The following is a 21,930-nucleotide window of genomic DNA, read 5'->3' on the forward strand; positions in this document are numbered from 1 at the left end:
AGAGGGTTAACCGAGAGCCTGTGAAATCAAAGCATGTAAGTGTCCATTTTGAATAGGCGCTTTTTTCTGATAGAACAAAAGCGGAGGTTCATCATCTTTATGAAATCCCATTTCTATCAGGCTGTCATGCAGAGACGTGTGTTCACTCGGTATATCGATTCGCATCGGCCCTTGTTTGCCGGCCGCCAGCCTGTTAATTATTTGTGCTGCAACATCTGATGATGGAGCGATGATAGGGCCGAATTTCAAATTGGCCGGTGTCTGTACAGAAAGTCCGTAGCCAATGAGCTGTCCGTCATGATTTCTGGCGATGATACATTCGCATGAAGCAGAAATAAGCTGCTGCAAAAGGTTTGATCGATCTCCGCCAAAGGCAGCCAGATCCGCCGTGGTTAAGTCGTGAAAGTCTTGTTCTCTAAAGGATGACAGTTCAGCGTCAAGCTGTTTTGTATAAGGTTGAAAACTGTGACAGCTGTACTTTCGCACTGTTCCTGCCGTATGAAAGCCTGCTTTTTCATAAAGCGGCAAACCTTCTTTTGTGGCGCAAAGCCTGATGGCGGTGTTTTCATCCGTTTGGGTGATACAGGCGTTTACCATACGCCTGCCGAGACCAAGCCGTTTATATTCCTTGTCAACGATAACAAGGCCGATAGAAGTAAGACGGCCAAACAAAAACAAGCCGATGCAGGAAATCATCTCACCGCTGACATTTTGATAACCGAAAAAGCGTCCCTGCTGAACAAGCAGTTTCAGCTCTTGTTCGCCATAATCCGGCCACCCGGCTTGCCCGCAAAGCCGCAATAAGCCGGAAACGTGTTCTTCATGAAGCTCAATCAGTTCATCTACTACGTCCATAAGATCACCTGCTTGTTCTAAGTGTTTTGTACATGACAATATGATTGCCAATGCCGGGAATGTCAAATGGTTCGCCAAGTTCCTTCCAGCCAAGCTTGGCATAGTAGCCCTTGACATGGTGTCTTGCGTTGCACCATACCGCCTGAACGCCGCTCTCCGCCAGTTTGTGCTCCGCGTGTTTGATCAGCGTGCTTCCAGCTTTTTGATCGCGATATCCCTCGAGCGTTGCCATGCCTCTCAGCCGATACGCAGGGGCTTCCGTTAATAAAGGCTGACTTTGCGGGGAAAAAGAAGCGATGCTGATCAGCGTTCCATCATAAAACACGCCGAGATGAAAGGAGCATTCTGCGTGATCCTCTTTATATTTGCATTGTTCGATGGATTGATGGGGACGCAGAATGCGATGCCGGATTTCATATGTATCTTCCGCGGAAATGGTTTTGACTTCGAGCATAATGTTCCTCCTCATGATTGTTTTTCTATATCGTAACACGAATCTCGTTGAAAAAGACTGCCCGATTCGATCAGGCAGTCTTTTGGAAATTAATGCAAAAAGATATTTTGGCGCTGCTCATCTTTTTGCTGAATATATGATGTGAGCTCAGCGGTTAAGTCAGATCTGAGGAAAGGCGTTATCAAGTAGATGCCGTTAAACAGCTCGCATGCCGTATCCAGCAGGGAGCGTGCAATTGCAAGGCCTTCCGCCTTTTGCTTTTCTTTATCTTCACCGGCATGGGCCATTTTTTCGCGAATCGTATCAGACAGCTTAATGCCGGGAATTTCATTATGGATGAATTCGGCATTCCGGCTGCTTGTCAGCGGCATGATGCCGATATAGATCGGCGTCTTCAGATGTTTTGTTTCGTTATGGATATCGACAAGCTGCTGCTCGGAATAGACAGGCTGAGAAACAAAATAATCTGCGCCGCAATCTATTTTTTTCTCAAGCCGTTTTACCGCTTTATCCAGATGGCGGACGTTAGGATTAAATGCGGCGGCAACTGAGAAATTCGTTTTCTTGCCGAGCGGTTTTCCAGACAGAGACAGACCTTCATTGAATTGTTTGATCAGCCTGATTAAATCAAAAGATGTTAAATCATATACAGACGTCGCCCCAGGAAAATCCCCGATTTTAGAAGGGTCACCTGTAATAGCAAGCACGTCATTCAGCCCTAACGTATCAAGGCCCATTAAATGTGACTGTAAGCCGATAATGTTACGGTCACGGCACGTAATATGGACAAGGGAACGCATATCGAGCTGCTGCTTGACAAGGGCGCCGCAGGCAACATTGCTGATCCGCGGGGTCGCCAAAGAATTGTCGGCGAGTGTCAGGGCATCGATTCCCGCTTCTTTTAATTCAGCAGCAGCGGACAGAAATTTGTCAAAGCTTAGTTTTTTCGGCGGGTCCAGCTCTACGATAATAGAGCGTTTTTTCGCTGCGATCTCATCCAGGCCGGGCTCGGTTCGCTCGTGATGAACAGAAATGAATTCTTTCGCCCGGGTTTTGACTTCTTTTTCCGTAATCGGAGCCAGCCCGCCAACCGCTTCCGCCATCGCCCTGATGTGATTCGGCGTTGTGCCGCAGCAGCCGCCGATAATCCGCGCACCTTGCTTACGGAATTCTGACGCGCTGTTTTGAAAATACGTGTCGTCTGTTTCATAGACGAGCCGTCCCTCTTCAAGCGAAGGAAGACTGCTGTTCGGATAAACGGATAAGAATACGTCATCAAAAATCGGCACTTCGCTTAGCGCTTCAATCATGTGATAAGGGCCGAGGCGGCAGTTAATGCCGACAATATCAGCTCCGAGATCCGCAATCGAGCGCAATGCGTCAGAAAGCGGCGTTCCGTCCTGCAATACGCCTTGCTCGTGCATGGAGACATTGAGCATAATCGGAAGATCAGTCTCTTTGCGCGCGATTTTCAGCACTTCACGGGCTTCTTCCAAATCATAATATGTTTCTAACAGCAAGCCATCCGGCTCTTCATGCAGCAGCAGATACAGCTGCTCGCGGAAGCTGCGCTTAATTTCGTCAAGACTGTATGCGTTTTTATTAAATGTGCGTATGCCGCCCATCGTTCCAAGCACGTATGCATCGCCTGCTGAAGCCCGCGCGATCTTTACGGCCTCCTGATTCATTTTTTTGATGTCATCCTCAAGCCCGTGTCTGGATAATTTAATATAGTTGGCCCCGTACGTATTCGTTTGAATAATGTTGGCTCCCGCTTCAACGTACGCTTTATGTATGCGCTGAATTTCCTCCGGCTTTGAAATATTGAGCTCCTCAAAACACCTGTCAATGCCATAGGAGTAGAGGAGCGTCCCCATGGCGCCGTCACCGATTAACACCTGTCTTTGCAAATCTTCTAAAAGTCCCATTGTCTGCCTCCTTTATTCACATCAGCAAGGAAAAAAGAGAAATAAAAAAAGTCCTCTTAAGAAGAAGACTTTGTCAGTGATTTTGTCTCTTCTTATCTTCCAAGCTGTTCGAGCTTGCTGGATTTAGCACCTTGGTCATGGCTGATCGCCATTACACCGGTTGCTGAAGCTTCGTCGGGCCAGTCCCTCTGCTTCTCTTGATAAGAACGGATATGAAATTTTCGTGTCAGGAAGTGCCAAAAGATACCTGGCGTTTTTCCCTTTCTCCAAATTTACCGAAAATAAAGACAATAATCAATAGGAATCAGAAAATTTATCTGAAATTTATAAATTGAACGTCAATTGGCAGATCTGCTCCCCGCACAGCTGAGATAATCTGCTGCAGGTCATCTTTGTTTTTTCCGGTGACACGCACTTGATCATCCTGCACCTGAGACTTTACTTTCAGTCCGGAGTTTTTGATGATCGTATTGATTTTTTTTGCGTTGTCCTTGTCAATGCCTTGAACAAGCTTTGCACGCTGGCGTACCGTTCCGCCTGACGCGTTTTCAACCTTGCCGTACTCAATGTTTTTTGTCGGTACGTTTCGTTTAATCAATTTGCTGACCAGCACATCTTTCAGCTGGCTTAATTTGAATTCGTCATCGGAAACGAGGATAAGCTCCTCTTTATCTAAAGAAATGTCGCTTTTGCTGCCTTTAAAGTCATATCGGGTACTGATTTCCTTCAGTGCAATTTGGATTGCGTTTTGCACTTCAGGCAATTCCACCTTGGATACAATATCAAATGAACTTTCTTTTGCCATATGAAAACCTCCATAACATTTAACTTATGTGTTGATTATAGTAGAATAAAGAGAAACTTCCAACAGAACAAAGAATCAATTTGTGATGATTGGAAAAAATGTTAACAAAATCCGCAGAGAATAAGCGGAACAGGAAGGACGATAGCATGAGACCAGGGCAGCAATTAACCTTGAGTATAGATCACCAAACCGACTTCGGTTACTTTTTAACCGATGGGGAAGATACGATTCTCTTACATAACAGTGAAATGACTGAGGATATCGAGGACAGAGACGAAGTAGAAGTCTTTATATACGTCGACCAGCAGGAAAGGCTTGCGGCCACGATGAAAATTCCGGTCATCAGCGCGGATGAATATGGCTGGGTTGAAGTGGTGGATAAAGTGGAGGATATGGGCGTTTTCGTTGATGTCGGTTTATCGAAGGACGCACTAGTCGCAACTGAGCATTTGCCGCCGTACGAAGATGTCTGGCCGCAAAAAGGGGACAAACTTTACTGTATGCTGAAGGTGACGAACCGGGGGCGCATGTTTGCGAAACCAGCGCCGGAAGATATCATCAGCGAACTGTTTACCGACGCTTCAGAAGATCTGATGAATAAAGAGCTGACAGGTACGGTGTACAGGCTGATCGCATCGGGTTCATTCGTGATCACGGATGACGGTATCCGCTGTTTTATTCACCCGTCAGAAAGAAAAGAGGAGCCAAGACTGGGTTCAAGAGTCACAGGCCGGGTGATTCAAGTGAAAGAAGACGGTTCAGTCAACTTGTCGCTGCTTCCGAGAAAACAGGATGCAATGTCTGTTGATGCTGAGTGCATTCTAACGTATATGAGAACGAGAAACGGTGCCATGCCGTACAGTGACAAAAGCCAGCCTGACGATATCAGCGAACGTTTTAATATGAGCAAAGCCGCCTTTAAACGCGCACTGGGCCATTTGATGAAAAACGGAAAAGTGTATCAGGAAAATGGATGGACATACGAGAAAAAATAGCATGAAAACGGCTCGCCTGCAGCAGACTGCGGAGCGAGCCGTTTTTTTATGTCTAGTTTAATTCATCAACCAGTGTTCTGATTGCCATTTCGCGATCCACATTGTCTGAAATCGCAATCGGCGTAATATCAATGGCGAGAATGATCAGAATCAGGGCACCTGCTGCAGCAACATAAGAAACATAATAGAAATAGTTAGCGGTATCAACAGTGTTGACAAGCTCGGCCTGAACTCTGGATGTATCATCCTTAGAAGCGGCGATTTCCTTTGCAGCTTCTACTTTTTCTTCAACGATTTGACCTGCTTTTTTCAGCAGTTCATCCACTTTCAATGCATCTTTGCTGTAAACAGCTTTCTTCAGGTTATCAAAAAAGTCAGCATCCTCTTTTTTAATATCAGCGACAACCTGATTGGCAAAAGCCTTTGCCTGTTTTGTGTTGAGTTTGTCTGTCATCGCTTTATTAAAGACCTCTGGAAGCTGTTTGCCAACTTCCCCTTGGGCAAACACAAAGCCTTTAAAAATTTCCTCACCTGAATACTCAAGCTGCTTTGCCTGTGCCACACTTTCTTGCTGCTTCACCAAAAACACAGTCGTCACCAATACAACCGACAAAAATACTAGAAACGCCTTCTTCAAACTGAAACCTCTCCCTTCTTGTGTTTTTTATTCCACAACAGTCTGCGAATATATGTAAATTGAATCGTGGAATCGATAGGAGTGAGATACAATATCAAAATGCCGGCCATGATAATCGAAAAACTGATGAGGCCCAGCATGACTGCAAAAATCTCATGCATAAAAACAGCGATGATCAAAATCAATCTCCAATGCTTCTTCGGCGCAAACAGCGCCGCGAAGATGACAATTTGAACCAGCAGCGTCCCCCATGTCGGAATCACCACGAACGGACTTGTTACAATTGGCTTCGTTAACGCCTGAAAAAAGCCGTTGAAGCCAATGGTTTTTTCCTGGGCGAAATAATAGACGGCCGTTCCGTCCACCCATTCCTGCTGAGACAGCTTAGCGACGGTAGAGTGAAAATAAAGCACCGCCACTTGGATTCTGATCACAAAATAAGAAATAAAAGCTGTTATTTTTCCAAGTGTTCTTTTGCCCTCTATAGGTCTCGTACTCCAATGCCATTTTCTCGGATCGGTCAGCGTGATGGGAAGCAGTAAAAAGGTCATGACGGCTGCTGCCTGCTCGCCTCCGTCGATGACGATCAGCGATGACTGCAGGCTGTAACTGACATACCAATGCAGAACCCCGGTGATTCTGGGGCGCCAGCCAATGACAACAAGCACCAGAATGACAATGCAGACCCACCTGAAAAGATTTAACATCATATAGTTATTTTCGCCGAGGCAAAAGAGACTGAGATTCATTTTACAAGCTGGATAGCTGCTGATCCCGCTGGCTGGCTTCATAATGAGGCTCGGGTGATTGATGAGCAGCGTCAGCAGGCTGGATAGCGCAATGATGCTTCGCGCGAGGCCGTATACATTTGTCCACGGGTTTCTTTCGTCCCATCTGGTGATGGTCTGTTTTATGTTTTCGAGCATGAGATCACAACCTTGACTATGCTTTTTACCTGATAAGACGAAGGGGTGTATTTAGAATAGCTCCAAGGAACAATATCCTCTTTCGTCAAATAGTAGCTTCCACAAAGCAGCGGGCGGGGAGCGGGTGTTTTTAATTGCACGGTTTTGGCTTTGCTTTTGCATGCGCCGAGGTCCTTTTCTTTACATGCTGTCCACTGTTCCTTGCCGACTTGGCTGTAGATCACGCCCATTTCAACGCCTTGTGACCGCCCATACCGATACAGGCCAAATAGGTTGTCAGCCCTCATATTGGGCCATCTGACCTTGGTGCTGGCATTTTCAGCCTCATATAAGCCGATTGCAGTATCACGCGGATTTTTGCTAAAAAAGCCCCAGCCCTGAGGGAGGATGCTGGACATGAGAAATTTGGAGTCCTTTGTCAGCGGAATCGGGGTTGTCCCTAAGCTGCCAATAATAGAAAACAGAAATAGCGAACCCCAAAGGATTGAAAAAATGAAAAAAAATGATATCGATTTCTGCATTCGACTGCTCCTTTTAACCTGAAGAATCGTTTTTACACTTTTCATAATATAAAAACATTTATGTAATAAAAAGGTTAAAAAGTATGAGAAATCCCATTTTTGTTAAAAGAAAAAACAGGACATTTTACACTGCTATATGTGATTGATATATAGTGGTTTTTTCGATATATTTAAACCATGAAAACGAATCAAGTTAATGACCGCTGGATTGTTCAATTTCGAAAAGGGATTTTCGAGCTGGCCATCCTATCCCTACTGCGTTCTAAACCGATGTACGGTTATGAGCTGACGTCATCCTTAAAAACCACCTCGGCGCTGGCTATTTCAGAGGGAGCGATTTATCCGATTTTGAAACGTATGACCGAGAAGGGATGGATCGAATTTTTTTGGGAAGATTCACTGGACGGCCCGAAAAGAAAGTATTACAAAATGACGCAAAAAGGAGAAGAAATGTTAAAAGAACGGCTGGAGAAATACCTGGAAACCCATCAAGCCTTACTGTCTTTATCGGGGGATTTGCTATGAATGGACAGCTTATCATTGACCGATACATGGAGGAACTAAATGCAGAGCTGGCGAATATGCCTGATGTAGAGAGAGAAAACGCTATCGACGAATTAAAGGGGCATATCACCGCTTTCGTTCAAGACAGAATCAAAGCCGGCCTTAGTGAAGAGGAACTGCAGGAAGCTGTTGAATCTGAATTTTCTCATCCGAAGGAGCTTGCCGAATTGATGATGGGTGATGGGGGAGAGACGAAAAGGAGGAGGTCTTTATTGGGCAAAAGCTGGCTTTCGGTCCTTCTCATTGTCACGATTATCGCCCTGCCGCTGCTGCCGTCCGACTTCAGACATCTGCCGCTGGCTGTTTATTTAATGGTGCTCGCCGGATATGTATGGAAGCGAAAAAAATTGATGATGTTTGCAGGTGTCAGAAAAAACAAAATGCGCTCTCAAAAGGAGATTGTCAAGATTTCGCGAGTCGGTGCGGTTTATCTGCTGTTTTTAGCAGTGCTGCTTCTTTTGAGCCCGTTCCTCAATGCGCTTGTCGTCCTGCTGCTGATTGCAGTAAGCTGCGCCGCTTTTTTTCTTTTTCTTAACATCAAGTAATCTTGTAGGAGGCTGTAAGATGGAAATCAGCATCAATTATCTATTAATTGTCATCGCGCTTTTATTCTTTGTGGTTGCCTATTTTGTCGGAATCAAAAAACAAACCTGGATGCTGGCTGGGTTTAACGAGGCGCGTATACGGGATAAAGACCGGCTGGCCAGAATAGCAGGCTACTTTTTCTTGAATTCCGGTTTGTTCATTTTGCTGAATAGTTTTATCTCATTTCAAGGTCAGGAGCAGCTCATACCTCCGCTTATACTGGCATATGGAGCAGGGGTTATTATTTATGTCGATAAAAAATTAGTAGAGTAGAAAAAGAAGGGCAGAGCGAAATATCTCCGCCCTTCTTTTTTGGGAAAATAAGAACGAAGCACCACATACAAGTTTTTGTATTTTTGATAGGATGAAGAAAAATGGTAGATTCCAAAATAGGAAGGATGTGGTGTTTTGCGCAACCTGACCAAGACATCTCTATTACTGGCCGGCTTATGCACGGCGGCCCAAATGGTTTTTGTAAAACATGCCTCAGCTGATCAAAGCATCAAATACGACCATACGTATCAAACCCCTTCATACATCATCGAAAAGTCATCGCAGAAGTCGGTACAAAACACAACCCAGAAAGAATCGCTATTTTCCTATCTTGACAAGCATCAAACGCAGTTTAAGCTCAAAGGGAATGCGAACAGTCATTTTCGCATTTCGAAAACCATAAAGGATCCAAAAACAAAACAAACGTTTTTTAAATTAACGGAGGTTTACAAAGGAATTCCGATTTACGGCTTTGAACAAGCGGTCGCGATGAAGGAAAACAAACAAGTGAAAAGTTTCTTTGGAAAGGTGCATCCGCAAATCAAGGACGTCTCCATCACACCGTCTATTTCTGAGAAAAAAGCAATACATACAGCAAGGCGTGAGCTCGAGGCTTCCATTGGAAAAATCGAATATCTTGATGGGGAACCAAAAGGCGAATTATATATCTATCCACACGACGGTGAATATGATCTCGCCTACCTTGTGAGACTCTCGACATCTGAACCTGAGCCTGGCTATTGGCATTATTTCATCGATGCCAAAAACGGAAAGGTCATTGAGTCCTTTAATGCCATTCATGAAGCGGCAGGTACAGGAATCGGCGTGTCAGGTGATGAAAAAAGCTTTGACGTCACAGAACAAAATGGGCGCTTTTATTTGGCTGACGAAACAAGGGGAAAAGGGATCAATACGTTTGACGCGAAGAACCTGAACGAAACCTTGTTTACGCTTTTGTCTCAACTGATCGGGTATACGGGCAAAGAAATAGTCAGCGGCACGTCCGTATTTAATGAACCTGCGGCTGTAGACGCACACGCAAATGCGCAAGCCGTTTACGATTATTACAGCAAGACATTTGGCCGTGATTCTTTTGATCGAAACGGAGCAAGAATTACGTCTACCGTGCATGTCGGCAAACAATGGAACAATGCTGCGTGGAACGGTGTCCAGATGGTATACGGGGATGGAGATGGTTCGAAATTTAAGCCGCTGTCTGGATCGCTCGACATTGTCGCGCATGAAATCACACACGCAGTCACACAGTATTCCGCCGGTCTTTTATATCAAGGAGAACCCGGTGCATTAAATGAGTCCATTTCTGACATTATGGGCGCGATGGCTGACCGTGATGATTGGGAGATCGGCGAAGATGTCTATACTCCTGGTATTGCAGGAGATTCATTGCGGTCATTGGAGGACCCATCTAAGCAGGGAAATCCAGATCATTACTCGAACCGCTACACAGGAACAGAGGATTATGGCGGAGTCCATATCAATTCGTCCATTCACAATAAAGCAGCTTATCTTCTTGCAGAAGGAGGCGTGCACCACGGTGTACAGGTTGAAGGGATTGGGCGTGAAGCAAGTGAACAAATTTACTATCGGGCTTTAACATATTATGTAACGGCATCTACAGATTTCAGCATGATGAAGCAAGCGGCGATTGAAGCTGCCAATGATTTATACGGTGAAGGCTCGAAGCAATCAGCTTCAGTCGAAAAGGCGTATGAGGCTGTCGGCATTCTATGAGCAAACAAAAACAGTCAGGACACAGAGTCTGACTGTTTTTGTTTGCTCATTTTCTTAAAAAGAATATCGCCAATGTACCTGGACCGGCATGCGAGCCGATTGCTGAACTGATTGGATGCATAATGATTTCTTTCGGCTTGAACGCTTCCTCAATCAGGTGTTTCATGTCCGTGGCTTTTTCTTTGTTCGCGGCGTAGCTGATCCCGACGGTTTGATCGCTCCAATCATCCCCGCGCTCTTTCATAAGCTCGATGATCCGTTTGAAAAGTTTCTTCTGTCCGCGGATTTTTTCCAGAGGCACAAGCTTGCCGTCCTCCATCTGAAGCAGCGGTTTAATATTCAACAGGCCGCCGACAAAAGCGGACGTTTTAGATATCCGGCCGCCCCTCGCGAGATATGTTAAATCATCAACGGTAAAAATGTGTTCAAGCTGGCTGCAAAAGTTCTTTACAGACGTTTCAATTTCTTGTATTGTATTCCCGTTGATACAGAGATCGGCAGCATGCTGGACAGCCAGACCGTATCCTAATGAAGCGCATTTGGAATCAATGACCCGCAAATCGAAATCGGGGAATTCCTCCTTCACTTCATTGGCGATCATTACAGCTGTCTGATACGTGCCGGAGAGACCTGAGGAAAAGGCAATGTAAAGAGCGGGATCACCTGTTTCGGCATATTGCAAAAACACATTTTTAATCGTTTGCGGTGAGGCTTGGGACGTCTTAGGTGTTTCTCCATTTTGCATCGCTTCAAATATTTGATCCGCATGAATTGTGACTGCATCTTCGAATTCTTTATCGCCGAGAGAAACCCTGAGCGGAATAAAGCCAATGCCTTTTTCTTCAAAATAAGAACGAGGCAAATCAGTGGCGCTGTCAGCGATGAGATGAACTGTCATATTGCTTCCCTTCTTTCCGTTATCGCTCGTTATCATGAGAGTTAAGCCAACTATATCATATTAATTTGCCAAAATCGTGTTCAAATATTTGTTTTAAGGGAAAACATAATAAAGAAGAAAGAGCGGAGGAACATGCCATGGTACTAGATCAAACAAAAAAATTACTCATCGTCATCATCGGCGCTTTACTCAATGCTGCCGGGCTGAACTTATTTTTGATACCTGCAGATGTATATGCCAGCGGATTTACAGGTGTTGCCCAGCTTTTATCAAGCGTCGTTGATCAATATGCCCCCTTTTACATATCGACGGGAACGCTCTTGTTCCTCTTAAACATTCCGGTCGGTATTTTAGGATGGCTGAAGGTCGGCAAATCGTTTACAGTGTACAGCATTTTAAGTGTCGCACTCACTACTCTGTTTATGGGGATCCTGCCGGAAACAAGCCTGTCACATGACATTTTGCTGAACGCGGTGTTCGGCGGCGTCATTTCCGCAGTCGGTATCGGCTTAACATTAAAATACGGAGCTTCGACAGGCGGGCTTGATATCGTCGCCATGGTGCTTGCAAAGTGGAAGGATAAACCCGTCGGCACGTATTTCTTCATTCTGAACGGGATTATCATCTTGACGGCAGGATTATTGCAAGGTTGGGAGAAAGCATTATATACCCTGGTTACGCTGTATGTGACAACAAGGGTGATCGACGCCATTCACACTCGCCACATGAAGCTCACGGCAATGATCGTGACGAAAAAGGCGGACGAAATCAAGGAAGCCATTTACGGAAAAATGGTGCGCGGCATCACAACTGTTCCGGCAAAAGGAGCTTTTACGAACGAACAGAAAGAAATGATGATTATCGTCATCACTAGGTATGAACTGTACGATTTAGAAAAGATCGTCAAAGAAGTTGATCCGAAAGCATTTACGAACATTGTTCAAACGACAGGGATTTTTGGTTTCTTTAGAAAAGACTGACGAAAGCAGGTGGAAGTCGTGAAACGGCTGCTTGTGATGCTCCTCCCCGTGCTGCTTTTGATAGGCTGCGGGAAAGATGAGCAGACAGAACCCGATAAGGAGGTATCAGGCGGAATGGAGAATCAAGAGGTTGTTTTATCTATTGACGCAATTCAGGAGCCTGAACAAATCAAGTTTAACATGTCGCTGAAGAACCAAAGCGAACGTGCTATTGAGTTTCAATTCAGCACAGGGCAAAAATTTGAACTTGTCGTGTATGATTCTGAGCACAAAGAAAGATACCGTTATTCGAAAGACAAAATGTTTACGCAGGCTTTTCAAAACCTGACGCTTGAATCTGGAGAAACATATGATTTCTCTGATGTGTGGAAGGAAGTCCCTGAGCCCGGAACCTATGAGGTAAAGGTGACATTTAAGGGCAGGGCGGAAAATCTCAAGCAGGTTCAGGCTGTTCAGCAGTTTGAAGTCAAATAAGAGGCTATGGCGAGTCGCCATAGCCTTTTTTTATTGGAGTTTGTCCAGCTGATTTTGAAATTGATGCAGCTGTTGACGTTCCGCATCTGTCGAATTGGCATACGCAGAAGATACAGCATTTTTGGCTCTCAGAATCGCTTGCTCCTGATCGCCTTCCTCAAAGCCGTTTGTCACCATGACCGCCTGTTGAACAAATGATTTTGCCTGCTGAAACAGTTCATTTCTCATTTAATATTCAACCTGGCTTTCGGCCGAGTCTCGTGCCGCGGCATGCTGGTGAGCTTCTTCTAAAGTAGACCGATATGGAAATCTTGCGGCGTGTAGCCCGATGGAGTCTTTACCCTGCTGAATAAACCTTCTGGATTTGCTTCGTTTACCCATTTTGAGACTGCCCCCTTCCATACTTTGACGAGATGAGTCGTCTTCAATAGTATGGTGGGGCAAAGTAAGGTTTATGAGTGGGAAAAATTAATACGGACCTTCCTTTAAAGTGAGAAATATTCTTTCAAAAACCTTGCAACGCCGTCCTCTTCATTTGTAGCCGTTGTTCGGTTGGCAATCTGCTTGACCGCGTCAATTCCATTTCCCATTGCAACGCCACAGCCTGCAAATTCAAGCATTTCCAAATCGTTATCCTCATCCCCGAAAGCAATGATCCGCTCCCTCGGCACGCCGTAATAATCGCTGATTTTCTGCAGGCCGACCGCTTTATTCATGCCGCTTTTGATAATTTCAATGACATGCCACGGTGCGGCCCATCTTCTATGGTCGATTACCTCGGCATGCACATCCGATAAATATGAGCGTATTGCCGGCACATCCTCTTCTTTTGCATGTATGAGTACAGAAGTCACATCTTCACCAAGATTTTCCCGCAAGTCTCCGACCGTTACATTTGTTGTGTTCATGTTAAAGGCATCTATCAGGTGCTCATCATGGTAATGAAAGTATACGTCGTCAATCACTTCAGCAAGCACGTTATGTACGTTGTAGCTCTCGCTGATATCCACGAGCTGTTTGACAACATCAAGCGGCAGTGACGTATGATACCGTCCCCAGCTGTCGTCTTGCGGATGATGGACAAATGCTCCGTTAAAATTGACAATTGGCGTTGTCAGCTCCATCTGCTGGTAGTACATGGAACTTGAACGATACGGACGGCCTGTTGAGATGCAGACATAATGCCCGTCATCTTTTAGACGCTGTATCGTCTGAAGGGTGTTTTCAGATATGGTTTTATCATCCTTTAATAATGTTCCATCTAAATCTAATGCGATTAAATAGGGTTTTGTCTCCATGAAAAGCTCCTTTAACCTTAGATTTTGCTTGTTTTTCCTTACTTACAGTGTAGCTTTTTACCATCTTTATTGTCTACATGTTACACTTATGATTATGGTTATCCTAAGGAGGGGCACATTGTGATACAAATTGAGAATCAAACCGTTTCCGGTATTCCGTTTTTACATATTGTAAAGGAAGAGAACAGGCACCGCGCTGTTCCTCTCGTATTCTTTATCCATGGTTTTACAAGCGCGAAGGAACACAACCTTCATATTGCTTACCTGCTTGCGGAGAAGGGCTTCAGAGCCGTTCTGCCGGAGGCTCTGCACCATGGGGAACGGGGAGAAGAAATGGCTGTCGAAGAGCTGGCGGGCCATTTTTGGGACATCGTCCTAAACGAGATTGAAGAGATCGGCGTGCTTAAAAACCATTTTGAAAAAGTAGGCCTGGTAGACGGCGGCCGCATCGGTCTCGCAGGCACGTCAATGGGCGGCATCACAACGCTTGGCGCTTTGACTGCATATGATTGGATAAAAGCCGGCGTCAGCCTGATGGGAAGCCCCAATTACGTGGAGCTGTTTCAGCAGCAGATTGACCATATTCAATCTCAGGGCATTGAAATCGATGTGCCGGAAGAGAAGGTACAGCAGCTGATGAAACGTCTCGAGTTGCGGGATCTCAGCCTTCAGCCGGAGAAACTGCAACAGCGCCCGCTTTTATTTTGGCACGGCGCAAAAGATAAAGTTGTGCCTTACGCGCCGACCCGGAAATTTTATGACACGATTAAATCCCATTACAGCGAGCAGCCGGAACGCCTGCAATTTATCGGAGATGAAAACGCTGACCATAAAGTCCCGCGGGCAGCTGTGTTAAAAACGATTGAATGGTTTGAAACGTACTTATAAAGCACTAAGTTATTAACAAGAGCTGAATTTACGTTATACTGTAGAAAAAAGGAGTGAGGGAACGTGGAAGAAGCATTAAAAGAAAACATCATGGGCGCCCTGGAACAGGTTGTCGATCCTGAGCTTGGCGTTGATATCGTGAACCTCGGCTTGGTATATGACGTTGATATGGATGAAGATGGCTTGACGCACATCACCATGACGCTAACATCAATGGGATGCCCTTTAGCGCCGATTATCGTGGATGAGGTGAAAAAAGCATTAGCGGACCTTCCTGAAGTGAAAGACACAGAGGTTCACATTGTATGGAATCCGCCTTGGACTAGGGATAAAATGTCCAGATACGCAAAAATTGCGCTTGGCATTCAATAAAACAAAAAAGGACAGCCTGACATGTGAGGCTGTCCTTTTTTACAGCTGAAAGGAGTGAAAGGAAATGATGTACCTGCTGGCAGTTTTATGCCCGCCGCTTGCTGTTTTGTTTTCGGGAAAACCGTTTCAGGCCTTGCTGAATCTCATATTGACCTGTATCTTTTGGCTGCCGGGCGCGATTCACGCCTGCTTTATCGTCGCCGACCGCCGTGCCGAAAAACGGGCAAGAAGATAATTTGGAAAAATGAGGACGCAGTCATGGTATAATGGTCATAAAAACAGCAGGGAGAGCACTATGAAAAAGAAATTGCTTGCATTCGCGCTTTGTACTGGCGCGTATGCGGCCCTGTTTGCGTACTCTGTGAACTCAGAGCAAAAAACAGCCACAAGCGAGATGACGGATGTCAGCCGCCTGATGCCTGTAAAAATAAAGCAGACAGTGAAAGGGCAGGAAGAGGAAACGCTCATTGACACAGTCAAAGAGGCAAATCGAAAAAACATAAAAATTTCAATCGCCGGGGCCCAGCACTCCATGGGCGGCCATACATATTATGAGGACGGCATCGTTCTCGACATGACGGGCTACAACAAAATCCTGTCACTCGATCAAGAGAAGAAAACCATCAGGGTGCAAAGCGGTGCAACGTGGAATGATATCCAGAAATACGTGAATCCATACGGACTCGCGGTAAAAGTCATGCAGTCACAAAACATTTTTACAATCGGCGGATCTCTCAGTGCAAATGCACACGGACGTGATATTCGCTACGGCTCGCTGATTGATACAGTCAAATCATTCCGGCTTTTAAAAGCTGACGGGACGATTATCACTGTCACTCCAAAAGATGATTTGTTTACGGCGGTCATCGGAGGGTACGGCCTTTTTGGCGTGATTCTTGATGTAACGCTTGAGCTGACAGATGATGAGCTGTATGTCATGAAGACAGAAAAAATGAATTATAGTACATACGCAGACTATTTTTCAAAGCATGTAAAAGGAAATCCAGATGTCCGAATGCATCTGGCGCGAATTTCAACAGCGAAAAAAGGATTTCTGAAAGACATGTATGTCACAAATTACGTATTGGCTGATCATCAGGATCAACTGCCATCATACAGCGATCTCAAAGAAGATGAGTATACGGGAGCCACAAAGTTTGCACTCGGTTTGTCAAGACGATATGAATGGGGCAGGAATTGGCTGTGGGACACACAGCAATCCTATTTCCTGAGCCAAAACGGCACAGAGATTTCACGCAATAACGTCATGCGGTCCGAATCAAAGTTTCTTGAGTATGAAAACAATGACAACACAGATGTTTTGCAAGAATACTTTGTGCCCGTGAAGGAGTATGGGTCCTATATTGATGACCTGAGACAAACGCTGTCGGACGAAGATCTGAACCTGCTGAACATTACGATCCGCTACGTGCAGAAAAATGAAAAGGCCGACCTTTCCTATGCGAAGGACGATATGTTTTCGCTCGTGCTATTAATAAACGAGGGCTTTTCAAAAGAAGACCAGGCAGATACTGCCCGAATCATCAGGCGCATGACAGACGTTGCCATCAAGCACGGCGGAAGCTATTATCTGCCTTATATGACCTACCAGACAAAAGAGCAAATGAGACAGGCATATCCGAAAAGTGAAGCGTTTTTTCAGAAAAAACGAACCTATGACCCGGATGAGCGCTTTATGAATTACTTTTATCAGAGGTATAAATAATGGGGAAAAACAAATTAAAATGGCTGACATTATCACAAAGCAGCGTGTTTTTCGCAAGCAGCTTAATCTTTCCGTTTTATATTCTGTTTGTGAAAAATATCGGCTCAAGCTACACACAGTTCGGTTTTTCCTACGGATTGTTCGGGTTGAGCGGAGCGCTCATTTACCCGCTCCTCGGACGGCTGTCTGAAAGGTTTGACAGCCGTTATTTTCTGCTTCTGAACTCGTGGGGGATGGCTGTTCTGCTTTTATATGTCCCGCATATCGGAAGCGTCGTTCAAGTGTATATCGTCCAAGTGCTGTTAGGGCTCTTTGGAGCGATGCAAAAGCATGGAGAAAAAGTGCTGATCGCTAATTTTACAGACAGCGGAGAGCGTGGAAAAAAGATTGGAAATTACCATTTTTGGACAGCTGTCTTTTCAGCAGCAGCCATTATGCTTGGGGGCTTTCTCGCTGACTTTTTTACAGTGCAAATGATTTTTTATGCAAGCTCTATTCTATATTTTTTGAGTGGATTGATGATGATGAAAACAGGCTGACGCGGTCAGCCTGTTTTTTTATGCGGCTGAAATGCGGCGCCGCATCAACGTTTTTGTGCTAGAGTCGTGCTGATTTTTTTGAGCGGAATTTCCATTGAACAGAAAATTTATAAATGAATAAAAATATTAAATATACGATTGAATTAATTTTTATTCATGTTATAATGTTAAATAATTTCACAAAGACCAAGAGGGTGAACTTGTTTTGAAAATAGGAATTGTAGGTGCTACAGGATATGGAGGCACCGAACTTGTCAGGATTCTTTCGCATCATCCTCATGCAGAGGAATGCATACTTTATTCATCCAGCGGAGAAGGGAATGTCTATAGCGAGGGTTATCCTCATCTTACCGGCTTAGCGGATCAGCAACTGAAGCCGATTGATATGAATACGATCAAACACGAAATAGATATCATGTTTCTCGCTGCGCCGCCCGGAGTATCAAGTGAATTGACTCCAAAGCTGGCAGACGCGGGAATTCCGGTTATTGATCTGTCAGGTGATCTGAGGATACAAGAACCGGCTGAATATGAAAAATGGTATAAACGGACAGCGGCACCGAAGGCGGTGATTCAAGAGGCGGTATACGGTCTGGCAGAACTGAATCAACAGCAAATTCAACAGGCGAAACTCATTGCCAATCCAGGCTGTTTTCCAACAGCTGTTTTGCTTGGCCTCGCGCCATTGGCTCAAAAGAAACTGCTCGATGAATCTTTCGTTATCGTTGACGCGAAGACCGGTGTTTCCGGAGCGGGAAGAAAAGCATCCATGGGAACTCATTTTTCTGAGCTGAACGACAATTTTAAAATTTATAAAGTCAATGAACATCAGCACACGCCGGAAATTGAGCAGGCGCTGAATGAATGGCAGCCAGGTCTCGGGCCCATTACATTTTCGGCTCACTTGGTTCCGATGACAAGGGGCATCATGGCGACGATGTATACCAGATTAACCTGTGACCTATCCGCAGATGACCTGCATGATTTATATTCGGAATTTTACCAAGATTCATATTTTGTGAGAGTGAGGCCAAAAGGTCAGTACCCGCAAACGAAAGAAGTGTACGGCAGCAATTTCTGTGATATCGCCGTGACCCTCGATGAGAGAACGAACAGAGTCACGATCGTCTCGGTAATCGATAATTTAATGAAGGGTGCCGCCGGTCAGGCAGTGCAAAACTTTAATTTGATGAATGGCTGGAATGAAGAAACTGGACTCACCATCACGCCAATTTATCCATAGAACGGGAGAGAATCGAACCATGATTCAGTTAAGTGAAGATCAAATTGTAAAAGTAACAGGTGATGTATCCTCGCCAAAAGGGTTTCAGGCAAAGGGTGTGCATTGCGGGCTGCGCTACTCGAAAAAAGACCTCGGCGTCATTATCAGCGAGACACCGGCTGTGAGTGCAGCAGTTTATACCCAAAGCCACTTTCAGGCTGCTCCGATCAAAGTGACACAAGACAGCTTAAAGCACGGACCGACACTGAAAGCCGTCATCGTCAACAGCGCCATTGCCAACGCCTGCACGGGAGAACAGGGCTTAAAGGACGCATACACAATGCGGGAGAGCTTTGCTTCACAGCTTGGCATTGAGCCGGAGCTTGTCGCTGTTTCATCAACGGGTGTCATCGGCGAGCATTTAGACATGGAAAAAATCCACGCGGGGATCGAGTTGCTGAAAGAAACACCTGCGGGATCAGGCGATTTTGAGGAAGCGATTTTAACAACTGATACGGTAATCAAGCAGACGTGCTATGAGCTGGCAATCGGCGGCAAAACAGTCACGATCGGCGGAGCGGCCAAAGGCTCTGGGATGATACACCCGAACATGGCCACGATGCTGGGATTTGTGACAACTGACGCGGCAATCGAAGAAAAAGCGCTGCAAAAGGCGCTTCGGGAAATCACTGACGTTTCATTTAACCAAATCACAGTTGACGGAGAAACATCCACGAACGATATGGTATTAGTTATGGCGAATGGCTGCGCCGAAAACGAGTGCCTGACAGAAGACCATCCAGACTGGCCGGTCTTTAAAAAAGCGCTCTTGCTCACTTGTGAGGATCTGGCTAAAGAGATTGCCAGAGACGGAGAAGGCGCGACAAAACTAATTGAAGCCCAAGTGCAGGGAGCGAAAAACAATCTTGATGCAAACGTCATTGCCAAAAAGATTGTCGGCTCAAATCTTGTAAAAACGGCAGTATACGGAACAGATGCCAACTGGGGGCGGATCATCGGAGCCATCGGACACTCCGCAGCACAGGTGACGGCAGAAGAAGTAGAGGTTTATCTTGGCGGCCAATGCCTGTTTAAGAATAACGAACCTCAGCCATTCTCTGAATCTCTCGCCAAGGAATACCTTGAAGGAGATGAAATCACCATTGTCATCAAGATGGATGAAGGGGACGGAAACGGGAGAGCGTGGGGCTGTGACCTGACCTATGACTATATCAAAATTAACGCGAGCTATCGCACGTAATAAAGGGGAGCGAAATGAAGAAAACAATCGTTTTTAAATGCGGGGGAAGTGTCATCCGTGAGCTGTCGGAGGAATTTTTTCAAAATCTGAAAGAGCTGATGGCATCAGGCTGGAAGCTGGCGATCGTACATGGCGGGGGACCGGAAATCACAAATATGCTGAAACGGTTAAATATCAAGACAGAGTTTTCGGGCGGACAGAGGAAAACAACGAAGCCGGTGCTGGAAGTGGCGGAAATGGTTTTATCCGGTTCTGTCAATAAATTTTTCGTTGCTGAGCTTGCCAAACACGGACTGCGAGCCGCAGGCATTTCTGGTAAGGATGGCGGTCTTTTGGAGGCTGATTATCTAGATCCGGAAACATACGGAGAAGTGGGAGAAATCAAAAAAGTCGATGCGTCCATGGTGAACGCGCTGATGGAAAATGGCATCATCCCCGTTATTGCGCCGCTGTCTATGACAAGCGACTGCAAAACGCTGAATGTAAATGCTGATCTGGCTGCTTCAGCAGTCGCAGGAGCGCTTGAAGCCGATAAGCTGATGTTCGTCACGGATGTCGATGGAATCATGAAGGAAAAGCAGCGTCTGGACGTCCTGACCCCTAAGGAGATTCAGATGCTGATCAAGCAGGAAGTGATCACAGGAGGGATGATCCCGAAGGTCAATTCAGCCTTGTCAGCTTTATCAGATCAGGTGTCTGAAGTCATAATCGTAAACGGAAAAGGATCATTCTTCGCAGAACAAACCTTTCAAGGGACAAAAATTGTCAAAGCAAAGGAGGCTGTTTCATGAGCAGCTTGTTTCAAACCTACGGCCGTTGGGATATTGACATCAAAAAAGCAAAGGGAACGTACGTTGAGGATCAAAACGGCAAAACGTACCTCGATTTCATTCAGGGGATTGCGGTGTCAAATCTAGGACACTGCCATGAAGCGGTGACAGAAGCAGTCAAAAAACAGCTTGACAGCGTATGGCACGTATCCAACCTGTTTCAAAACAGTCTCCAAGAGCAAGCGGCGCAGAAGCTGGCAGCGCATAGTGCAGGAGATCTTGTCTTTTTCTGCAACAGCGGCGCGGAGGCGAATGAAGGTGCGATAAAGCTTGCCCGAAAAGCAACTGGAAAAACAAAAATCATCACTTTTCTTCAGTCGTTCCATGGCCGCACATATGCAGGGATGGCTGCGACCGGACAGGATAAAATCAAAACAGGCTTCGGCCCGATGCTTGAAGGCTTTCACTACCTGCCATACAATGATCCTTCTGCTTTTAAAGCTCTTGGGGAGGAAGGCGATATTGCCGCGGTGATGCTTGAAACAGTGCAGGGAGAAGGAGGAGTCAATCCGGCGAGTGCTGAATTTTTATCAGCCGTACAGTCGTTTTGCAAGGAAAAGCAAGCCCTTCTCATCATTGATGAAATCCAGACCGGCATCGGACGGACGGGAAAAGGCTTCGCATATGAGTACTTCGGACTCTCACCGGATATCATCACAGTCGCCAAAGGATTGGGAAACGGCTTTCCGGTCGGCGCTGTCATCGGAAAGAAACTGCTTGGAGAAGCGTTTACCCCTGGTTCTCACGGAACGACTTTCGGAGGAAATATGCTGGCGATGGCTGCTGTGAATGCCACATTGCAAATTGTATTCCAGCCTGACTTTTTGCAAGAGGCTGCTGACAAAGGGGCGTTTTTAAAAGAACAGCTTGAGGCAGAGCTAAAGAGCCCTTTTGTTAAACAAATCCGAGGTAAAGGATTAATGCTTGGAATTGAGTGTGATGGCCCGGTTGCTGACATTATTGCTGAATTGCAGACATTAGGCTTGCTTGTATTGCCGGCCGGCCCGAACGTGATTCGGCTGCTGCCGCCGCTCACCGTGACTAAGGATGAAATAGCAGAAGCCGTCAGCAAGCTGAAACAGGCAATCGCTCATCATTTTGCTGTAAACCAGTGATTTTTTTTTCGATATAAAGGCATAAAAATTCA

General features: G+C 45.6%; 27 protein-coding genes and 1 riboswitch. Of the genes, 16 read left to right on the forward strand and 11 right to left on the reverse strand.

Going from position 1 to position 21,930, the window contains the following annotated elements; all coding sequences use genetic code 11:
- Positions 1 to 6 precede the first annotated feature (6 nt).
- The 4 genes from MKX71_RS05975 to MKX71_RS05990 all read right to left on the reverse strand — a co-directional run bounded on the left by MKX71_RS05975 (position 7) and on the right by MKX71_RS05990 (position 4,042).
- Complete coding sequence (locus MKX71_RS05975) at positions 7 to 855, reverse strand: GNAT family N-acetyltransferase (RefSeq protein ID WP_167408045.1); 849 nt, start codon at positions 853 to 855, stop codon at positions 7 to 9.
- 4 nt (positions 856 to 859) lie between these two features.
- Positions 860 to 1,309 (reverse strand): GNAT family N-acetyltransferase, encoded by a 450-nt coding sequence (locus tag MKX71_RS05980; RefSeq protein ID WP_339231855.1) that lies wholly within the window; start codon positions 1,307 to 1,309, stop codon positions 860 to 862.
- Between the two features lie 89 nt (positions 1,310 to 1,398).
- On the reverse strand, positions 1,399 to 3,237 hold the full coding sequence (locus MKX71_RS05985; RefSeq protein ID WP_003245847.1) for a bifunctional homocysteine S-methyltransferase/methylenetetrahydrofolate reductase: 1,839 nt from the start codon (positions 3,235 to 3,237) through the stop codon (positions 1,399 to 1,401).
- A gap of 89 nt (positions 3,238 to 3,326) precedes the next feature.
- Positions 3,327 to 3,444, reverse strand: a riboswitch (SAM riboswitch).
- Positions 3,445 to 3,550: 106 nt separating this feature from the next.
- On the reverse strand, positions 3,551 to 4,042 hold the full coding sequence (locus tag MKX71_RS05990; RefSeq protein ID WP_021479576.1) for a YajQ family cyclic di-GMP-binding protein: 492 nt from the start codon (positions 4,040 to 4,042) through the stop codon (positions 3,551 to 3,553).
- Positions 4,043 to 4,140: 98 nt separating this feature from the next.
- On the opposite strand from MKX71_RS05990, the gene MKX71_RS05995 reads away from it, so the two are divergent.
- Complete coding sequence (locus tag MKX71_RS05995) at positions 4,141 to 5,037, forward strand: S1 RNA-binding domain-containing protein (RefSeq protein WP_339231856.1); 897 nt, start codon at positions 4,141 to 4,143, stop codon at positions 5,035 to 5,037.
- Positions 5,038 to 5,089: 52 nt separating this feature from the next.
- Here the strand turns inward: MKX71_RS05995 and MKX71_RS06000 are convergent, their stop codons facing one another.
- Genes MKX71_RS06000 through MKX71_RS06010 form a run of 3 tightly spaced genes read right to left on the reverse strand, consistent with a single transcriptional unit; the run spans position 5,090 to position 7,121 of the window.
- Entirely contained in the window at positions 5,090 to 5,674 is a 585-nt protein-coding gene (locus MKX71_RS06000; RefSeq protein ID WP_003244950.1) for a sporulation delaying protein family toxin, read from the reverse strand.
- Complete coding sequence (locus MKX71_RS06005; protein WP_032730460.1) at positions 5,671 to 6,600, reverse strand: sporulation-delaying protein SdpB family protein; 930 nt, start codon at positions 6,598 to 6,600, stop codon at positions 5,671 to 5,673. The genes MKX71_RS06000 and MKX71_RS06005 overlap by 4 nt, the downstream gene beginning before the upstream one ends.
- Positions 6,585 to 7,121, reverse strand: a complete 537-nt coding sequence (locus MKX71_RS06010; RefSeq protein ID WP_101172495.1) for an SdpA family antimicrobial peptide system protein — start codon at positions 7,119 to 7,121, stop codon at positions 6,585 to 6,587. The genes MKX71_RS06005 and MKX71_RS06010 overlap by 16 nt, the downstream gene beginning before the upstream one ends.
- Positions 7,122 to 7,298: 177 nt before the next feature.
- Here MKX71_RS06010 and MKX71_RS06015 point away from each other — a divergent pair, with 177 nt between their 5' ends.
- The 4 genes from MKX71_RS06015 to nprB all read left to right on the forward strand — a co-directional run bounded on the left by MKX71_RS06015 (position 7,299) and on the right by nprB (position 10,295).
- Positions 7,299 to 7,646 carry a PadR family transcriptional regulator gene (locus tag MKX71_RS06015; RefSeq protein WP_003245674.1) on the forward strand — a complete coding sequence of 116 codons (348 nt, stop codon included), beginning with the start codon at positions 7,299 to 7,301 and terminating at the stop codon, positions 7,644 to 7,646.
- Complete coding sequence (locus tag MKX71_RS06020) at positions 7,643 to 8,230, forward strand: hypothetical protein (protein WP_017695665.1); 588 nt, start codon at positions 7,643 to 7,645, stop codon at positions 8,228 to 8,230. Before MKX71_RS06015 ends, MKX71_RS06020 begins: the two co-directional genes overlap by 4 nt.
- A gap of 19 nt (positions 8,231 to 8,249) precedes the next feature.
- Positions 8,250 to 8,543: a DUF3784 domain-containing protein gene (locus MKX71_RS06025; RefSeq protein ID WP_339231857.1), complete on the forward strand. Its 294-nt coding sequence runs from the start codon at positions 8,250 to 8,252 to the stop codon at positions 8,541 to 8,543.
- A 135-nt stretch (positions 8,544 to 8,678) separates the two neighbouring features.
- Positions 8,679 to 10,295 carry a neutral protease NprB gene (gene nprB, locus MKX71_RS06030; RefSeq protein ID WP_144482582.1) on the forward strand — a complete coding sequence of 539 codons (1,617 nt, stop codon included), beginning with the start codon at positions 8,679 to 8,681 and terminating at the stop codon, positions 10,293 to 10,295.
- A 46-nt stretch (positions 10,296 to 10,341) separates the two neighbouring features.
- Here nprB and MKX71_RS06035 read toward each other — a convergent pair whose 3' ends face one another.
- A complete protein-coding gene (locus MKX71_RS06035; RefSeq protein ID WP_144482581.1) occupies positions 10,342 to 11,193 on the reverse strand; it encodes a DegV family protein in 852 nt (283 codons plus the stop codon).
- A gap of 137 nt (positions 11,194 to 11,330) precedes the next feature.
- Between MKX71_RS06035 and MKX71_RS06040 the strand changes: the two genes are divergently transcribed.
- Positions 11,331 to 12,173 carry a YitT family protein gene (locus MKX71_RS06040; RefSeq protein ID WP_003245017.1) on the forward strand — a complete coding sequence of 281 codons (843 nt, stop codon included), beginning with the start codon at positions 11,331 to 11,333 and terminating at the stop codon, positions 12,171 to 12,173.
- Between the two features lie 18 nt (positions 12,174 to 12,191).
- On the forward strand, positions 12,192 to 12,647 hold the full coding sequence (locus MKX71_RS06045; protein ID WP_014479419.1) for a BsuPI-related putative proteinase inhibitor: 456 nt from the start codon (positions 12,192 to 12,194) through the stop codon (positions 12,645 to 12,647).
- A 30-nt stretch (positions 12,648 to 12,677) separates the two neighbouring features.
- Here the strand turns inward: MKX71_RS06045 and MKX71_RS06050 are convergent, their stop codons facing one another.
- From MKX71_RS06050 to yitU, 3 genes are all read right to left on the reverse strand, one after another.
- Positions 12,678 to 12,875, reverse strand: a complete 198-nt coding sequence (locus MKX71_RS06050) for a DUF3813 domain-containing protein (protein WP_003245613.1) — start codon at positions 12,873 to 12,875, stop codon at positions 12,678 to 12,680.
- The gene (locus MKX71_RS06055; protein ID WP_017695668.1) at positions 12,876 to 13,028 is read right to left on the reverse strand and encodes a hypothetical protein; all 153 of its coding nucleotides are present in this window, start codon (positions 13,026 to 13,028) and stop codon (positions 12,876 to 12,878) included.
- Between the two features lie 104 nt (positions 13,029 to 13,132).
- Positions 13,133 to 13,945, reverse strand: a complete 813-nt coding sequence (yitU, locus tag MKX71_RS06060) for a 5-amino-6-(5-phospho-D-ribitylamino)uracil phosphatase YitU (protein WP_014476412.1) — start codon at positions 13,943 to 13,945, stop codon at positions 13,133 to 13,135.
- Positions 13,946 to 14,065: 120 nt separating this feature from the next.
- Between yitU and MKX71_RS06065 the strand changes: the two genes are divergently transcribed.
- From MKX71_RS06065 to MKX71_RS06105, 9 genes are all read left to right on the forward strand, one after another.
- Positions 14,066 to 14,833 carry a prolyl oligopeptidase family serine peptidase gene (locus MKX71_RS06065; RefSeq protein WP_076457870.1) on the forward strand — a complete coding sequence of 256 codons (768 nt, stop codon included), beginning with the start codon at positions 14,066 to 14,068 and terminating at the stop codon, positions 14,831 to 14,833.
- 63 nt (positions 14,834 to 14,896) lie between these two features.
- On the forward strand, positions 14,897 to 15,205 hold the full coding sequence (locus MKX71_RS06070) for a metal-sulfur cluster assembly factor (RefSeq protein ID WP_003232998.1): 309 nt from the start codon (positions 14,897 to 14,899) through the stop codon (positions 15,203 to 15,205).
- Between the two features lie 64 nt (positions 15,206 to 15,269).
- A complete protein-coding gene (locus tag MKX71_RS06075) occupies positions 15,270 to 15,440 on the forward strand; it encodes a YqaE/Pmp3 family membrane protein (RefSeq protein ID WP_003232996.1) in 171 nt (56 codons plus the stop codon).
- A gap of 60 nt (positions 15,441 to 15,500) precedes the next feature.
- Complete coding sequence (locus tag MKX71_RS06080; protein ID WP_029946354.1) at positions 15,501 to 16,931, forward strand: FAD-binding oxidoreductase; 1,431 nt, start codon at positions 15,501 to 15,503, stop codon at positions 16,929 to 16,931.
- Entirely contained in the window at positions 16,931 to 17,470 is a 540-nt protein-coding gene (locus MKX71_RS06085; RefSeq protein WP_003232993.1) for an MFS transporter, read from the forward strand. Before MKX71_RS06080 ends, MKX71_RS06085 begins: the two co-directional genes overlap by 1 nt.
- 205 nt (positions 17,471 to 17,675) lie before the next feature.
- Positions 17,676 to 18,713, forward strand: coding sequence for an N-acetyl-gamma-glutamyl-phosphate reductase (argC, locus tag MKX71_RS06090; protein WP_029317601.1), 1,038 nt, complete (start codon positions 17,676 to 17,678; stop codon positions 18,711 to 18,713).
- A 19-nt stretch (positions 18,714 to 18,732) separates the two neighbouring features.
- Positions 18,733 to 19,953 (forward strand): bifunctional ornithine acetyltransferase/N-acetylglutamate synthase, encoded by a 1,221-nt coding sequence (argJ, locus tag MKX71_RS06095; RefSeq protein WP_032725389.1) that lies wholly within the window; start codon positions 18,733 to 18,735, stop codon positions 19,951 to 19,953.
- Positions 19,954 to 19,967: 14 nt separating this feature from the next.
- On the forward strand, positions 19,968 to 20,744 hold the full coding sequence (gene argB, locus MKX71_RS06100; RefSeq protein ID WP_116315455.1) for an acetylglutamate kinase: 777 nt from the start codon (positions 19,968 to 19,970) through the stop codon (positions 20,742 to 20,744).
- A complete protein-coding gene (locus MKX71_RS06105; RefSeq protein ID WP_116315456.1) occupies positions 20,741 to 21,898 on the forward strand; it encodes an acetylornithine transaminase in 1,158 nt (385 codons plus the stop codon). Before argB ends, MKX71_RS06105 begins: the two co-directional genes overlap by 4 nt.
- Positions 21,899 to 21,930 lie beyond the last annotated feature (32 nt).

This window comes from Bacillus sp. FSL M8-0071 (assembly GCF_037975455.1).
In the GTDB taxonomy this organism is placed as follows: domain Bacteria; phylum Bacillota; class Bacilli; order Bacillales; family Bacillaceae; genus Bacillus; species Bacillus subtilis.

Bases quoted from the DNA above. Each gene is read 5' to 3' on its own strand.
- MKX71_RS05975 (WP_167408045.1), bottom strand. From the start codon at position 855: ATGGACGTAGTAGATGAACTGATTGAGCTTCATGAAGAACACGTTTCC.
- MKX71_RS05980 (WP_339231855.1), bottom strand. From the start codon at position 1,309: ATGCTCGAAGTCAAAACCATTTCCGCGGAAGATACATATGAAATCCGG.
- MKX71_RS05985 (WP_003245847.1), bottom strand. From the start codon at position 3,237: ATGGGACTTTTAGAAGATTTGCAAAGACAGGTGTTAATCGGTGACGGC.
- MKX71_RS05990 (WP_021479576.1), bottom strand. From the start codon at position 4,042: ATGGCAAAAGAAAGTTCATTTGATATTGTATCCAAGGTGGAATTGCCT.
- MKX71_RS05995 (WP_339231856.1), top strand. From the start codon at position 4,141: ATGTTAACAAAATCCGCAGAGAATAAGCGGAACAGGAAGGACGATAGC.
- MKX71_RS06005 (WP_032730460.1), bottom strand. From the start codon at position 6,600: ATGCTCGAAAACATAAAACAGACCATCACCAGATGGGACGAAAGAAAC.
- MKX71_RS06010 (WP_101172495.1), bottom strand. From the start codon at position 7,121: ATGCAGAAATCGATATCATTTTTTTTCATTTTTTCAATCCTTTGGGGT.
- MKX71_RS06015 (WP_003245674.1), top strand. From the start codon at position 7,299: ATGAAAACGAATCAAGTTAATGACCGCTGGATTGTTCAATTTCGAAAA.
- MKX71_RS06020 (WP_017695665.1), top strand. From the start codon at position 7,643: ATGAATGGACAGCTTATCATTGACCGATACATGGAGGAACTAAATGCA.
- MKX71_RS06025 (WP_339231857.1), top strand. From the start codon at position 8,250: ATGGAAATCAGCATCAATTATCTATTAATTGTCATCGCGCTTTTATTC.
- MKX71_RS06035 (WP_144482581.1), bottom strand. From the start codon at position 11,193: ATGACAGTTCATCTCATCGCTGACAGCGCCACTGATTTGCCTCGTTCT.
- MKX71_RS06040 (WP_003245017.1), top strand. From the start codon at position 11,331: ATGGTACTAGATCAAACAAAAAAATTACTCATCGTCATCATCGGCGCT.
- MKX71_RS06050 (WP_003245613.1), bottom strand. From the start codon at position 12,875: ATGAGAAATGAACTGTTTCAGCAGGCAAAATCATTTGTTCAACAGGCG.
- MKX71_RS06055 (WP_017695668.1), bottom strand. From the start codon at position 13,028: ATGGGTAAACGAAGCAAATCCAGAAGGTTTATTCAGCAGGGTAAAGAC.
- yitU (WP_014476412.1), bottom strand. From the start codon at position 13,945: ATGGAGACAAAACCCTATTTAATCGCATTAGATTTAGATGGAACATTA.
- MKX71_RS06075 (WP_003232996.1), top strand. From the start codon at position 15,270: ATGATGTACCTGCTGGCAGTTTTATGCCCGCCGCTTGCTGTTTTGTTT.
- MKX71_RS06080 (WP_029946354.1), top strand. From the start codon at position 15,501: ATGAAAAAGAAATTGCTTGCATTCGCGCTTTGTACTGGCGCGTATGCG.
- MKX71_RS06085 (WP_003232993.1), top strand. From the start codon at position 16,931: ATGGGGAAAAACAAATTAAAATGGCTGACATTATCACAAAGCAGCGTG.
- argJ (WP_032725389.1), top strand. From the start codon at position 18,733: ATGATTCAGTTAAGTGAAGATCAAATTGTAAAAGTAACAGGTGATGTA.
- argB (WP_116315455.1), top strand. From the start codon at position 19,968: ATGAAGAAAACAATCGTTTTTAAATGCGGGGGAAGTGTCATCCGTGAG.
- MKX71_RS06105 (WP_116315456.1), top strand. From the start codon at position 20,741: ATGAGCAGCTTGTTTCAAACCTACGGCCGTTGGGATATTGACATCAAA.